Raw genomic sequence first — 14,286 nt, forward strand, 5'->3', positions numbered from 1 at the left:
CTTTACTTACATTGACCTCCAAACCGGTTTTATACTCATGAAAAAGCTTACCTGCGCCATTATCTTGTCATTTTGCACCTTCAGTTTTGTGAAAAGTCAGGATAAAGCCTCTCATCTTCTGCTTCTACAGACATGGAAGCTCACAAAGTTCGACACCTATATTTACACTTACGTAAAGCAGGATGTTTTTGATCCCAAGAGCCTGGGCCTGCGTTTTAAAAAGAACGGGAAGATTTTGGGAAATTTAAACCGGCCGGGAAACGGAAACGGTATCTTGGAAGACTTCAATAACAGAAGTTTACAATTCGAAAGGTATATCGGGGATTGGAAAAAAACTTCCGACAGTACGGTTACCATCATATTTTCTTCCAATCCCAGTATGAATGGCAACTTTATCATTTCAAGACTTACGGAGAGTGAATTAAAATTAAAAAGGCTTTTTGATGCTGCCACTGAAAAGAAATTCGATTCTATACGCAGATCAAAAGATATTTCCTACTGATATTCGGAGGCTAAACGAATTGCCTGGTTCAACACCATAATTAGGTTAGCTTCTTTATCTTTGTATTCTAAAAGGAATGAAAATGGCAATGAACAAATTATCAACATTATTTCTCCTGATCATAGGCTGTAATTTATATTTTTCCCAGGAAGTTACAATCAAAGATGATAAAGTACTTCTTGACGGAAAGCAAATTTTAAAAGCAGAAAAGATCAACGCTGCACAATACTCTTTTTTCTCTATGAAAGATGATGAAGAAATTTTACTGTACAGATATATGGATAATGAGACACCAAGATATGTAAATGATGATTATTTTATCCTGAATTTTCTGACGGAAAAAATTAAAATAGAATCGACAGACCTAGCAAAAATTGCCAATTTCATGAATTCCAGAAAGGGAATGGAAAAACTGGTAAGATGGCTTTTAAAAGAAAGGGTCATCAACCATGACGGTGAACTTAATGCTGACCGTATTGTGGTATTCAAAGAAAAATACGACGAAAATATTACCGATAGAACGCTTAGATAATGACAAATATTCTTCTCCTTTCCGACTCCCACTCTTATATTGATGACCTGATCCTGGAATATGCCTCCAAGGCTGATGAAGTATGGCACTGTGGAGATTTCGGAAGTATGGACGTTATTGAGCAGCTTGAAAAAGTAAAACCTTTAAAAGGCGTTTATGGGAATATTGATAATGCTACGATTCAGGCGGAATTTCCAGAAGTCAACCGCTTCATCTGTGAAAAGCTGGAAGTTTTGATGATCCATATAGGCGGATATCCAGGAAAATATACCCCACTTACCAGAAAGGAAATTGCTGAAAAAGCTCCGAAACTATTTATTTCAGGACATTCCCATATTTTAAAAGCGATGTACGATGAAAAAAACAGCCTTTTGCATCTTAATCCTGGTGCCTGTGGGAAACAAGGCTGGCACAAAGTAAGGACAATGATGCGTTTTGTGGTGGATGGTGAAGAAATCAAAGACCTGGAAATTATAGAACTTGGACCTAGAGTTTGATGAAGAGAAGACCTGGATATATAGATCTGGATTTCTTATCCTCCTTTTTACTTTTTACCTTTGCACAAATAATTGGTTCAGATAAGAATTATGAAGATTGGCGATAAAGTTTCGGTAGTAGATGAAGATTTAGGCGGAATGGTAACATCCGTGAAAGGAAACATTGTGGTTTTCAAGGATGATTATGGCTTTACACACCAATACCCAAAGGAAAAACTTGTCCCAAAAAATGCTGATCTTTACGAGAATATAAAAGTCATAAAGAAGCCGGAGCCCCAAAAAAACATTTCTAAAAAACATCAGAAAAGTCATTTGGTTGTAGACCTGCATTTTCATAACTTGGTAAAAAATCCCAGTGATTATGATAGTTTTGAAAGATTGTTTATTCAAAAGGAAAAACTGATTGAAGTATTGGAGTTCTGCAGGAAAAACAATCTAAAAAGACTGGAGATTGTTCATGGTATTGGTGACGGCACTCTTCAGAGAATGGTCCGGGATGTGTTGGAGAGTCAGGTCAATATAGATTTTTATAATAAGGAAATACTTCACCATCAATCGGGTGCGGTAATGGTAGAATTTCACTAAATTTGCAGGAATTGAAATATGAACGTACTTAATTTACTTTTTACCAAAGACGGACTCATCTATCAGATTGTTAAAAATAGAAACATTCTGGAAGAAAAGTCCTACTTCGTCACTGAGGAAACACCAGCCAATCTTATTGAGGAAAAACTGGACGAAGTTCTCCTGAAACAACGCTTCGATGAAATCCAGGTAGTTTCTGCATGGAATCATTTTACACTGATGCCTGAAGGTTTTTCAGAGCACGAAGCCGGATTTGATCTTATTGCCTTCAATGCTCCTGCTGATAAGGAAAAGGAAGAACTGATGCTTTCCATCAATAAAAAGTTTAATGTTCAGTTCTATTACACTTTCCCGAAAAATTATTACAAAAAAATAAAAGAGCTGGCAGTTCCGGTACATTTTAATTTCTCAGGGGAAAAGTTTCTGAATTCCATTAACAATAAAAACAGTAAGGAAATTCATATTAATCTTTACCATAACCAATGCGAATTTTTCGCCATCGACAACAAAAAAATAATCCTTTATAACAATCTGGACGTAAATTCAGAAGTAGATTTTCTTTACTTCATTATGTTTACTCTGAGCAAGATAGGCTTCGGAATCAATGAGACCAGCTTTTTTGCTTATGGAGAAACTACTGAAAATGAAACATTCATTTCTGAACTCCAGAAATTTGTCAGAAACCTGAAAATTATTTTTGACAATATTCCCAACAAGAATTTTATACTTAATTAAGGTTCGAGAGCTTAGGAAGGGCTTAGCCTCTATAGAAAGTAATAATGTATTATCTACTCCCTAGCCTCCGAAACCTATCATCTAAACCCTAACAATACTATGTTCAGAATAATATCAGGCAAATGGAAAGCCAAGAAGATTGCCGCTCCTAAAAACTTTGATGTAAGGCCAACCACTGATTTTGCCAAAGAGGCTTTATTCAGTATTCTGGAGAACACTTATGATATGCAATCTATTTCTGTACTGGATCTTTTTGCAGGAATCGGTTCGATATCCCTGGAACTTGCTTCCCGGGGATGTCAGGATGTGACGTCTGTAGAGATGAACCCGAAGCATACTGGATTTATCAATACCACTGCAGCAGAGCTGGATATGGCAATTCAAATCAACGTGCAGCGAGGTGATGTATTTGACTGGCTTAAAAAATTCAGAAATAAAAAATCTTTTGAAATTGTTTTTTCTGATGCTCCTTTTGAGATGGAAGAAAAGAAATACTATGAGCTGATCTCTTTGGTTTTAAACAATAAATATGTAAAAGAGAACGGCGTTCTTATCGTAGAACACCAGAGCCGGATGAAACTGGAACACCCCAATTTAAAAGATACCCGAAAATACGGAAACGTGAGTTTCAGTTTTTTTGCCCCGAATACAGAAAATAATCAGGAAATTTAATTCCTGATTATTTTTTTTGAAATAGCGGGAGATTCCTGGCCCCACTTTGTGATTGCCTCCAGTACGGGAAGCAGTGTTTTTCCAAAATCCGTCAGCTGATATTCAACCACCAGGGGTGGTTTATCTGTAAAAACGGTTCTGTTTACAATTCCATCCTCTTCCAGCTGTTTGAGCTGCAGGCTCAACGTTCTTTCGGTAATGGTTGGGATCGATTTCCTTAATTCGCTATATCTTTGTGCACCACCAATTAAGTGATGCAAAATAACCGCTTTCCATTTTCCGCCTATAAACCTCATCGTCACGCTGGTACAACAGGGATAGGATTTATTATCTACTGTATACATCTATACTATCATTTTTAACCGTTATTGCAAAGTTAGTAAACTTAAATTACTTTTGTAACTATAAAAATGATAGTATAAAATTATGAACTTTTTAGACAAAATGAAAACACGGTATACTGTGAAAAAGTATAACCCACAGGGAAAAATCAGTGATGATCAAATTGCAGCTCTTAAAGAGATTATACAGCTCAGCCCTTCGTCCATCAACAGCCAGCCATGGAATTTTATCTTTGTAAACGATCCGGAGCTGAAAAAGCAATTGGGTGATAAGTCTTATTTTAATAAAGAAAAAGTATTGGACAGTAGCCACGTTATTGTTTTTCAGGTGATCAAAAGCATAGAAAATTTTGAAAAGCAAATCGAAGCAAATCTTCCGGAAGGATCTGTTAACTATTACCGGACCATGGTAAAACCTAAGGGAGAAGATGCTATAAAATCATGGCTCGGACACCAGGTTTATTTGTCATTAGGAGTGCTCTTGTCTGCGTGTGCAGCCATGGGAATAGATTCCACTCCCATGGAGGGAATTGAACCCGAAGGATATGATGCTATTCTTAAAAATGAAAGGTATGAGACGTTATTTGCCGTAGCAATCGGGGAAAGAGATGATGCAGATGCCAATCAGCCTAAGTTCAATGCAAAGACAAGGCTGAAAGCTGAAAAGGTGATTGTGGAAGCCTAATTATTAATCTCACGCAAATTGATCTTCCTATAGAAATTTGCTCAATAAGTAAAATCTTCAGGAAACTATATTTATGATATAAGAAAAGCTGTTTCGTCTGAAACAGCTTCTTGTTTATAATACTTTTAATTCTAAATCGATGGTCTTTCCGAAGAACTTTTTGGAGATCTTTTCAAAATTCTTGGTAAGATCGGAAAGATAGAAATGGTAATTCGGTTTTGGATTATGCTCATTGAGGAGGTTATACTTATCCAGAATAATCTTCAGATGATTGGCTACTATATTTGGAGAATCAATCACCCGCACCCTGTTTCCATAATATTGCTTGATCTCATCTATTAATAGCGGATAGTGGGTACATCCAAGGATCAGGGTTTCAATATTTTTTAATTTACTATTGCTTAGATAATTATAAATAATAGCATGCGTGATCGGATGATTTTTAAACCCCTCTTCAATGGCAGGAACCAGCAATGGAGTCGCCAGCTCATCCACTTTGATCCATTTATTATGCTTTCTGATGCTCTTTTTATACAGTCCTGAATTCACAGTTGCCTTAGTGGCAATTACGCCTACGTTGTTATGAATTTCGTAGGAAACTTTTTCAGCGACCGGATTAATAACGTCGATAACCGGAACCCTGCCTGCCACAGACTGCATCACCTCATTCAATGCATTAGCGGTAGCGGTATTGCAAGCAATCACAATCGCCTTACAGTTCTGCTCGAGCAGAAAGTTGGTGATCTTTGTAGAATACTCAATAATAGCATCCCTGGATTTTTCTCCATAAGGAAGGTGCTTTGTATCTCCAAAGTAGATCAGGTCTTCATTAGGCAAAAGTCTTTTAATTTCTTTGGCCACCGTAAGACCGCCTACTCCACTGTCGAAAATACCAATAGGCTGGTTTGGTGAAAGATGTGAATAATCTTGTTTTTTAGTTTTCAAATGAGCTGAAATTTTATACAAAAATAATGAATAATCCGATATTTTAATGAAGATGCCGATTGAAAATATTCTGGATATCTTACTTTAATTTATTTTTCAGATCAAAATGTTTTTTTCTATTCTGTCATTTGTCTATTAAGCAAATTTCAACGAAAAATGAGGCTGTCCAAATTGTTTTGGACAGCCTCTAATTTTGCTAATTTTATCAATATTTCCACCAACGCAAATAAAGAAATAATTCTAAAACTGCTACGGGAAAATGCTCGTACCAGTGTCACAAATTTTATTTACTTTTTGTTAAAAATTATTAGTTTTTCTTTATTCAGTTTCGTTGATTTTTATATTGCTTGTATCAGATTTATATCCGTTATTAATAGTTTATTTTGCTACATCCTTTTTGCCAAGCGTAATATTCAAAAAGTTTATTTTCTTATCACCTAAATTAAAATAATAAATATTGTTCGTATTATCATTTTGTTGATAAAAAATTAAATCTTTCACATTTCTTATAATATTATAGTGATATCCTGTTGATGGTAAAACAGGATGCTCTTTTTTAGCCTTTAAGTCCAATCTAACCATTTGGTATGATGATGCACATAAAATATTATTATTAGACAATATTACAGGATTACTATATAAAGTAGAATTACGCAAAGTATCATTTTCGATCTTAATTTTATTAAGTACATTCTGGTCTTTATTGTCCAATTTAATATTAAATAAAAACAGTCCACTTTCATTTGGCTCGCCTTGTCTAGAAATTAATAAGCTATCTTTTCCCACATTTAAAATTTCTCGCATAGAATATGAGTTCAGATTTGAAATTCTCTTTGATTTTAGAGTATTCAAATCTAGTTCATAGATATCAAAATCATGATAAGCTTTTGGAGCAATTTTAGAATATGATTGAAACGTTCTTGCTTGTAGGTAAAATATTTTGTTAGATGGTAAAAATATATAATCAGAAATAAATCCATGATCAACTTTAACCCTTTTATTTATTTTATGACTTGCTGTATCATAAAAATGAAATTCAGGAACTAAATCATTGTGCGGATAATATAAAGCAACTATAGTTTTCCCATTATTAATATATTTCGGATTGACATAATTTCCTGAGCTTTTAAAAATAATTGATGGCCTTCCATTATTTATAGGTTGAGTACATACGAGATATAATGAATCTACTTTATAGGAAAAAACTATATTCTTAGTATCAGGTGAAACATCAAACCCATTCAAATTGGACTTCTTTTTACTTTGGTTACAGGAGTATAAAAGAATTAATAAAAACATATAAATTACCTTACTCATCTTATACTTCGTGGTATTTGATTAATAACAGTATTATAGAAATGGTTGACCTTACTATTAACATTTATTCTAAAAGATTTTTGATAGTCAATACTTTTAAAGGCTGCGTAAACTAATCTTGCCATGTTATAGGTTCGTTGTGATATTTTTTGCCCAGTTATAGTATCAATTTGTCCTTTTTTATAACCATTAATAACTTTCATAGCATTCTTTGCTAAAGCCATATCTGCATACGCGATTGATTTCTCAAATAAAGCTCCTTTTACGCCTCCCGTATTTGCTTCATAATACGCTCTGTCATGTTCAAAAGCTGCTTGATCAACCATATCCAATGGTTTTAATCCTGCTCTAAGCAATTCGTTAGGATCTACATCAGGACCTGGACCAATATAGTTTGATCCAAAATAACCTTCTCCATCATAAACAACATCTTTCCCATCTCCCAACCAATCTCGAGTCCCTTTACCCGGCTTTCCTGGTCCATCCACCTTATGCACCACGTGATTTAATCCTGCAACTGTGCCTCCAATGACAGCGCCTTGCCAGAAATTTCCTCCTGTAAGCTCTGCTCCTACACCTCCTAAGACCATTCCCGACAATACAGTACCTGCTGCACTATTGGCAAAACTGCCGGCTATTGCCCCGAATAGAGAGGCTCCCCAGCTCCCTGAAGCACCACCTGCAAATCCGTGAGCAAAATTAGCGCCCTGCATTAAAGATAAAGTCCCCTGTGCAAAACCATGTACCAAGCCTTGTGCCATGGCGCTTGCCACTTTATCTGTCACAGTAAGTATTGTTCCTGCTGCCGGAGTAAACACACTTCCTATTCCAAAGGTGACTGCTCCGCTTACCCCTCCCCATAACATAGATTTGAGAGCTCCTCCCAATTGCCATTTTCCTCCACTTATAGCAACTCCTAAAGAGTAGGCTGCCAAACCGACTGCTACACCAATAACTGCTGCTGTAATAACTCCTGCTAAAAACAAATGAGACGCTGCCCATGCTGCTCCTAAGAACCAAATAAACTCACCGCTTGGGTCATTAAACATAAGTGGGTTATTCAGCACATACCCATATTTATTGTAATTCTGGGTATTGTAAGGATCCTGTATGTTTTCGTCTGCATTTAAGAATCTTCTCAATAGTGGATCATACAACCTGCCATTCATATGGATGATGCCTATTTCTGCAAAATGTTCATGACTGGTGTAGCCTCTGTCTACCAATAACGAAGTATTATCAATTATATTTTTATCTGTAATAATGGCTCCGTTTCCAATCTGCAAATGAGTAAAATTACCCCACGCATCGAAATGTCTTTGCTCTACTTTGTTTCCCGCTTCATCACTGATGGCTAAGATACTTCCAATGTAGTCCTTATGTAAAAATCTGTAAGAACCGTTGTTTTCTGTAAAGTTCTTTAGATATACGATGTTTGATTCATATGGTGTTCCTCCAATGTAAATGACATGCTTTTCCTTGCCAGTGATATTGTCTTTTATCACTTCATAGCTTCCATCTCCACTATAATACTTGGTGAATTTACCATCGCCGTCAGCATTGAAATTACCCCCATAGGTAACTCTTTGTCTCATGGCAGTCAATCCATATTGGAAAGCTACATCTCCTTTTTCACCATCGATGAATACAGGATCATTGTTTTCGTTATACGTAATAGTCTGAATCAGGTCATTGTTATAATTCTGGGTTCCCGCTGCATTCAGTGTCATACCGGTTGGTTGGTAGATTTTTGCAGAATTTTCAAACTTAATCGTTCCGACCTGGTCGTTTTGAGTGATTCTTCCTTTGACGTCATAAACATTTCTGTTGGTTGTTGGCTTTATTCCTGTTACAGGATTCGTCCAGTTTACCAAACGGTTGTTATCATCATAATCAAAAGATTCTACAATATTAAAATCACCTCCAGTAGTCCTGCTTTTAAGTTCGTTTTTAATGGCATCAAAAGCATAAGAGATCTGGAGAATACCCGGCTTTACTGCGGATGAATGGTTGATCTTCGTTAAGAAACCAACAAAATCATAAGAATTATTGATTTCTACGGCCCCCAGTTTAGCTTTTACCACCATACCTTTGGAATTGGTCTCTTTTAGCTCCCAAAGAATCCTGCCTGAGGTTTTGTCTTTCACCTGATAGAGCTCACCACTCCAGGCACTGTACACATTTTCTATTTGTACTTTAGTTAAAGTACCGGAAGAATACAACTGCTTTTCGTAGGATATAATCCTTGCTTTATCATCGTAGGTAATTCCCTTCTGAATAAAATATTTACCATTGCTGCTTTCGGATGAAGACAGCAGTCTCCCTTGTGGATCATAGGAAACATTATTACTATAGGGCTGCCCTTTGGAAGTTCCTGACTTGGCAATGACCCTTCCTTTATTATCATACGTAAAAGAAATTATTTTATTAGTTGCCTGCCCACCATCATGAGTAGAGAGTTCTTTTTGGGAGATCAGCTGTCCCAGTGTATTATACGTATACTCTTTCGTTCCCTTGGGGCTGATCGTTTTTTTAATCTGCCCGGAACCGGTGTATTCATATTTATAAATCCCATTGGAAGGGTCATTAAACTCTGATTTTCTTCCCCATGGATCGTATTCGGTCGTAACGATATTTTCGGCATACTTTGCCCGGATTTGTTCTCCGGCAGCATTATAAGAGAATTGAATTGTTCCTCCCTTATCAGTACTTGAAATCACATTTCCTAACGCATCTGCCGTTTTAGAAGTTGTCCTTTGATAGCCGTTAAGTTCTTTTATGGTTGTGGTTAAGCCTGAAACCGAAGTTTCAAGCTTCAGATCTTTATATGAGGTGGCTGTTACCTTTGTAGGAAATACAGTATCATCATAAGCAATGAGATTCCATGGACCGCCTAAACCATCTGGGCTTAAGGTAAGTTCGGATTCAGAAACCTTTCTTCCTACTGCGTCATATAAAATAACTTTAGTGAGATACTGTCCTTGCCCGAAAGCTTTGATAGAAGATTTATATTCCTGTCCTAGCTTATTGGTGAACTTTTTAGAAATATTACCATCCGGATCATTCTGTGAAACAATGATATTCGAGTCATTATCTCTTTCATACTGATACGTAGTGGTTCCTTCTATATTAGACTTTGAAGTTAAAATTTTCCCCCAGCTATCATACGTATTGGTAAGAACATTTCCTAATGGATCGGTTTGAGTTAAAACCTGTCCCCAATTGTTATACGTGATTGAGGTTTCTAATCCCAGATTATCCGTTTTCTTTACAACAAACCTTCCTTTCGGATCATATTCGTTTGTAGTCGTCTGAGTTTGTGGATCAACACTATTGCTGATTACTTTTCCGGTGATATTTCCAAAGCCATCATAATTGTAGGTTTCAAGAAGATATCCGGTATTATCACGATTCCAGGTCTTCAGAGTTTTTACAAGGTTATTTTCGTACGTAAATTCTTCTTTGGTAGATTTTATATCACCGTATGCCTGTACTGCATCAGTCTTTGATTTTGGACGCCCTATATAATAGTCTGAGCCAATTCCTGAAGGGTTATGATTATATTCAAATGTTGATGTTGTGATCCCATAGCCGGCATTAACGTTCGATACACTCTGTGCCGCAAGATAATAATTCCCATACGTTATGGTACTTTCAGTAAGGGTACCCGTCAAAAAATCTTTGGTTTTATTGGTTTTAGGACCAACAGCGGTTACCACTTTAGGCTTGTCTGCATCAGCAACACTGCTCACCACCTGGCCATTCACCAACTTATCTATTTGGTATGTAGTAGATTTAAAGCTTAATAACTGGGTATTATTCTCAGAAATATTTGTTGGGAATATCTGATTTTCATTATTGGTTCTGATCGACCACTCCTTTACCGGAACTCCCTCCTGTAGAGGATCCATTTCAGTCCCCGCCCATATTTTGGTATTCTCAAAACCATCAGCATACCAGGAAGAACGGGCAGACTGACGGAAACCCATGACGCCTTTTCCGTGTAAATTAGCAATATAACCCCGGTATCTGAAATCCTGTTTCCGAACAACCTGACCATCGGTTTGGCGAATTTGAGAAACTCCAAAAGTCTGAGACAGCCTGTCCATTTCCACAAATGGATATTGTTCCTTTTTTACAGGAGCATAAATATTGGAATTAACTGCAGGATCAAGTTCTTTATAATCGATATGATAATTTTGGGATCCTTGTGATATTAATGAGATATTTTTATCCGGGGTGAGGCTATAATGTTTATAGCTTATTATTTTTCTTTCATTATTACCGCTTATCCCTTTGACCAGGAATAATATTTTTGAAGAAGCATTATTGCTTCTGAAGTCCCCAAATACAGGACTAATTATGGCTTTATTTCTCGTAGAGTTATACAGTGTTCTATTGGTAAACGACCATTTGAATTGTGTATTGGAAGGATCATATTTGGCTTCATTATAACTCTGAACATACCAGTTTGTATAAGGTTGATTGTTTGGATAGAACGTTACAACAGAATTAACAATCTCACTTTTCCCATCATTGTCTAAATCAAGTAATTTGGGATTAGAGAAGGAATTCGCTCCAACAGCTGTGACATCAAACGGTCGGTAAAACATTAGTCCTTGAACGCTTTCCTCTAATCCATTTCCTGTATTCAGGTAAATTGACCATCCTCCAAGAACAGTAACATCAGTGAAATTATGTACCGGCAATAATACTTCAATATTCTTATCTCCGTTCAAGTCACCGAATTGAATTCCATCAATAATTCCTTTTATAGAAAAAGTTTTCTTTAGATCTAAAGTATAGGTATTATTTGCTTTCTTTAATTCATACTGATTTAAGTTATTCAATGGAGTATCAATAGTCTTGATAACGGGAGATGGCTGGGTATAGTCTGTAGTATAATAGCTGACACTCACATTGGAGTTAGCTGGGTCAACAAACATAATATCCTGTTTTCCATCATTATCAAAATCCACAATTCCTCCTTTACTTAAGATATTTTTAGGAGTAGTTCCGGGAATAATGCTGATCGTATTATTTTGTATATTATCATTATCTACAACCACATACCTGTATCCCAACGTCTTACATTGCCACCTTCCTTTAGGAGGATCAGGTACAATGACCACATATTTACATTTTTTATCCTGTATTGGCAAAACCAGTTCAGACATTCCATCCGAATCAATATCTACTTCTTTTAATACGGCCATCCCCGATTGATTAAGACCTCCCATATACTCGGGATCGGTCTCAGGCGGATATATAGAGCTATTAAACAGGTAGGTATTACTTTGAATTGTTTTTGCGTATTCCAGTACCAAAGGATTGTTGTAGGTATTAAGAACCGAAGCATCACTTTTTATTGAGTAATATTTTAGTTCTATGTCCCCTGTAGAAGGGGGATTAGATCCTACATTGGCCTTTGTAATGACTAATCCCTGCCTAGGTTTAATAAAATTATCAGCAGGTTTTATATTGACGGTAGTTAAGCCACTGCTTGGCCAGAAGGTACTGGTGGCTCCTAAATAAACAAATGAAGGGCTACTATTGTTTACAGCATCAAAATATAGATAGTATCCTTCAGGCCTGCCGTTTTGTGCAGGCTGTCTAACAATGAAATCAACCAGCCCATCACCATTGTAATCTCCGGTAGTAATAACACTGTCATACTCAGCAAAATCAAATTCATTTGAACCTGTAACTAAAGGGTTTGTTGAGAGGACTATAGGATTGGCTTCTTTACCCTCCGAATTGAGTTCAATAATCTTTTCTACAAAATCATAATTAACTTTATTATTAGAATCATTATTAACAAGATTTTGTGTCGTCGTATATTTTACCGAATAACTCTTAAAAGGAGATCCGTTAGCTTTAACGCTTATTAAGTCGAGGATCTTATCCTGTTTAAATAAAATTCCCTTTACGTAAGATACTTCATTAAGTTTTCTAGGCAAATAAGCAAATTCAATAGAATTAAAATGGCTTTTACCTGCGATTTCATTCCCTCCCCAGTTGATAGCTGAAATGAGAGCTACATTACTGGCGGGAGCTTGCGTATAATTATAGGTAATATAATTTCCCTGGGCATCTTTCCATTTTACAATATTATATTCCAAGGGGGTTCTGGCTGTGCTGTTCCCTGTACCGATACCTCCATACCATGACTGAGAACCGTCTTCAAAAGTTACTTCCCAATATTCTGGGCCCTGCCATGTCTGACCTGCCGTAGAACCAAAAGATTTTATTCTAATATTGGAGTATTTTTCTGTAACGTATTCTGCTCCATCCTTTCCATATTCTCCGGACTTTAAGACCAATCGCTGGCCATTAAAAGCATAATAATCTGAGTAATCCAGCTGAACGCCTTTTACTTCACCATCTTTTTCAATAGTTTTTCCGGTCCTTGAAATAGAGGTAGTTCCTGAAATATTCCATCCGTAGCCTGCAATTCCGTTGCCGCCACCACTGGTATAAACAAGATTGACCTGCGGTGCCACGCTTTTTACCCCAGGAGGCAGAGCAATGGGTAAGGTAAACTGTAGCTGCCCTGCCCCGTTAACCTCAATATTTCCTTTGGTGTCGTGGAAGCTTTTACCCTGTGGTGCTGTTGTTCCGGAAGGATTGCCTGCGCCTGCTCCTGAATCCACGGGCCCTCCACCCGGATTGTCTGTAGCGGGACCTATTTTGGCAACAAATGGATTAGAAACATCCGATCTGGCAAGGAATCCCTGTGCCAGAACCACCGCCTGCGGATCCTGAACCGTCCGCGAGGTCGATTCTGCCTGGTAGAGTATGGTCTGCGAAAAACACCATACTGAACATAAGGACAGAATCAATGTTGAAAATGATTTCATATATTATTAGTTATTTTATTAATGATAATTGATGTGTAAAGATGAGCTGGCAAATACCCGTGAGAGCATTTGAAAAATAGTATCATTTCAATACTATTACGCTTACAATTAAGTCCCTGGCATTATCTTTTGGTCACGTTTCTGCTGAAGACTCTTCCGTCTTTTAGCGTAAATCGAAGAATGTAAACACCCCAGTCATATCCGGTCATGTTGATTTTCACCTGACGGTTTAACCCTGGTGCATTCTGTTGCTGGAATTTCCAGTGAACCGTACTGTGCTGGTAGAGCGAAACCGATTCGATCAGCCCGTCTACTTCTTCTGTCCAGTCGATTGTCAGATAATCGTTGACCGGAACAGGATAAAGGCGGATCTGTTTCCAGAAGGCTTTTTCATCAATGGCTGTTTCCTGTTTGGTAACAGCAGCTGTTTTCACAGCTTCTTCTGCTTTAGCTTCTTTTTTTACAATTTCTTCAGGTGCTTTTTTGCCTGCGTTGTTGGTTCCCCTGTAGCGTTGGTTTCCGGCTTCATCATATTTGAAGTATACTTCAGTTTGTGAATAACCTAAAAAACCGATCAGCAGAGAAAATACGGAAAGTAGTTTTCTTTTCATGGCT

At 37.0% G+C, this 14,286-nt stretch carries 12 protein-coding genes; 7 read left to right on the forward strand and 5 right to left on the reverse strand.

Annotation, left to right across the window (positions count from 1 at the left end; all coding sequences use genetic code 11):
• Positions 1-37 precede the first annotated feature (37 nt).
• The 6 genes from DRF67_RS07195 (at position 38) to DRF67_RS07220 (ending at position 3,523) form a co-directional block, all read left to right on the forward strand.
• A complete protein-coding gene (locus DRF67_RS07195) occupies positions 38-502 on the forward strand; it encodes a hypothetical protein (protein WP_115927619.1) in 465 nt (154 codons plus the stop codon).
• Between the two features lie 82 nt (positions 503-584).
• The gene (locus tag DRF67_RS07200) at positions 585-1,034 is read left to right on the forward strand and encodes a hypothetical protein (RefSeq protein ID WP_228435756.1); all 450 of its coding nucleotides are present in this window, start codon (positions 585-587) and stop codon (positions 1,032-1,034) included.
• Entirely contained in the window at positions 1,034-1,531 is a 498-nt protein-coding gene (locus DRF67_RS07205; RefSeq protein WP_115927620.1) for a metallophosphoesterase family protein, read from the forward strand. The genes DRF67_RS07200 and DRF67_RS07205 overlap by 1 nt, the downstream gene beginning before the upstream one ends.
• Positions 1,532-1,621: 90 nt before the next feature.
• Positions 1,622-2,116, forward strand: a complete 495-nt coding sequence (locus DRF67_RS07210; protein WP_115927621.1) for a Smr/MutS family protein — start codon at positions 1,622-1,624, stop codon at positions 2,114-2,116.
• A gap of 18 nt (positions 2,117-2,134) precedes the next feature.
• Positions 2,135-2,851, forward strand: coding sequence for a DUF3822 family protein (locus DRF67_RS07215; RefSeq protein ID WP_115927622.1), 717 nt, complete (start codon positions 2,135-2,137; stop codon positions 2,849-2,851).
• Between the two features lie 99 nt (positions 2,852-2,950).
• Positions 2,951-3,523, forward strand: coding sequence for an RsmD family RNA methyltransferase (locus DRF67_RS07220; RefSeq protein ID WP_115927623.1), 573 nt, complete (start codon positions 2,951-2,953; stop codon positions 3,521-3,523).
• Here DRF67_RS07220 and DRF67_RS07225 read toward each other — a convergent pair.
• A complete protein-coding gene (locus tag DRF67_RS07225) occupies positions 3,520-3,867 on the reverse strand; it encodes a winged helix-turn-helix transcriptional regulator (protein WP_115927624.1) in 348 nt (115 codons plus the stop codon). The genes DRF67_RS07220 and DRF67_RS07225 overlap by 4 nt on opposite strands.
• Positions 3,868-3,949: 82 nt before the next feature.
• On the opposite strand from DRF67_RS07225, the gene DRF67_RS07230 reads away from it, so the two are divergent.
• Positions 3,950-4,549, forward strand: a complete 600-nt coding sequence (locus DRF67_RS07230; protein ID WP_115927625.1) for a nitroreductase family protein — start codon at positions 3,950-3,952, stop codon at positions 4,547-4,549.
• Between the two features lie 114 nt (positions 4,550-4,663).
• On the opposite strand, the gene murI is transcribed toward DRF67_RS07230, so the two are convergent.
• The 4 genes from murI to DRF67_RS07250 all read right to left on the reverse strand — a co-directional run bounded on the left by murI (position 4,664) and on the right by DRF67_RS07250 (position 14,282).
• Positions 4,664-5,494: a glutamate racemase gene (gene murI, locus DRF67_RS07235; protein ID WP_115927626.1), complete on the reverse strand. Its 831-nt coding sequence runs from the start codon at positions 5,492-5,494 to the stop codon at positions 4,664-4,666.
• A 378-nt stretch (positions 5,495-5,872) separates the two neighbouring features.
• The gene (locus tag DRF67_RS07240) at positions 5,873-6,811 is read right to left on the reverse strand and encodes a hypothetical protein (protein WP_115927627.1); all 939 of its coding nucleotides are present in this window, start codon (positions 6,809-6,811) and stop codon (positions 5,873-5,875) included.
• Positions 6,808-13,671: an RHS repeat-associated core domain-containing protein gene (locus tag DRF67_RS07245; RefSeq protein WP_115927628.1), complete on the reverse strand. Its 6,864-nt coding sequence runs from the start codon at positions 13,669-13,671 to the stop codon at positions 6,808-6,810. Before DRF67_RS07245 ends, DRF67_RS07240 begins: the two co-directional genes overlap by 4 nt.
• A gap of 122 nt (positions 13,672-13,793) precedes the next feature.
• The gene (locus DRF67_RS07250; protein WP_115927629.1) at positions 13,794-14,282 is read right to left on the reverse strand and encodes a hypothetical protein; all 489 of its coding nucleotides are present in this window, start codon (positions 14,280-14,282) and stop codon (positions 13,794-13,796) included.
• Positions 14,283-14,286 lie beyond the last annotated feature (4 nt).

Origin of the sequence: Chryseobacterium pennipullorum (assembly GCF_003384725.1) — a bacterium.
In the GTDB taxonomy this organism is placed as follows: Bacteria; Bacteroidota; Bacteroidia; order Flavobacteriales; family Weeksellaceae; genus Chryseobacterium; species Chryseobacterium pennipullorum.

Excerpts from the sequence above, each read along its gene's own strand:
- DRF67_RS07195 (WP_115927619.1), top strand. The coding sequence starts at position 38 with ATGAAAAAGCTTACCTGCGCCATTATCTTGTCATTTTGCACCTTCAGT.
- DRF67_RS07200 (WP_228435756.1), top strand. The coding sequence starts at position 585 with ATGGCAATGAACAAATTATCAACATTATTTCTCCTGATCATAGGCTGT.
- DRF67_RS07205 (WP_115927620.1), top strand. The coding sequence starts at position 1,034 with ATGACAAATATTCTTCTCCTTTCCGACTCCCACTCTTATATTGATGAC.
- DRF67_RS07210 (WP_115927621.1), top strand. The coding sequence starts at position 1,622 with ATGAAGATTGGCGATAAAGTTTCGGTAGTAGATGAAGATTTAGGCGGA.
- DRF67_RS07215 (WP_115927622.1), top strand. The coding sequence starts at position 2,135 with ATGAACGTACTTAATTTACTTTTTACCAAAGACGGACTCATCTATCAG.
- DRF67_RS07220 (WP_115927623.1), top strand. The coding sequence starts at position 2,951 with ATGTTCAGAATAATATCAGGCAAATGGAAAGCCAAGAAGATTGCCGCT.
- DRF67_RS07225 (WP_115927624.1), bottom strand. The coding sequence starts at position 3,867 with ATGTATACAGTAGATAATAAATCCTATCCCTGTTGTACCAGCGTGACG.
- DRF67_RS07230 (WP_115927625.1), top strand. The coding sequence starts at position 3,950 with ATGAACTTTTTAGACAAAATGAAAACACGGTATACTGTGAAAAAGTAT.
- DRF67_RS07240 (WP_115927627.1), bottom strand. The coding sequence starts at position 6,811 with ATGAGTAAGGTAATTTATATGTTTTTATTAATTCTTTTATACTCCTGT.
- DRF67_RS07245 (WP_115927628.1), bottom strand. The coding sequence starts at position 13,671 with ATGAAATCATTTTCAACATTGATTCTGTCCTTATGTTCAGTATGGTGT.
- DRF67_RS07250 (WP_115927629.1), bottom strand. The coding sequence starts at position 14,282 with ATGAAAAGAAAACTACTTTCCGTATTTTCTCTGCTGATCGGTTTTTTA.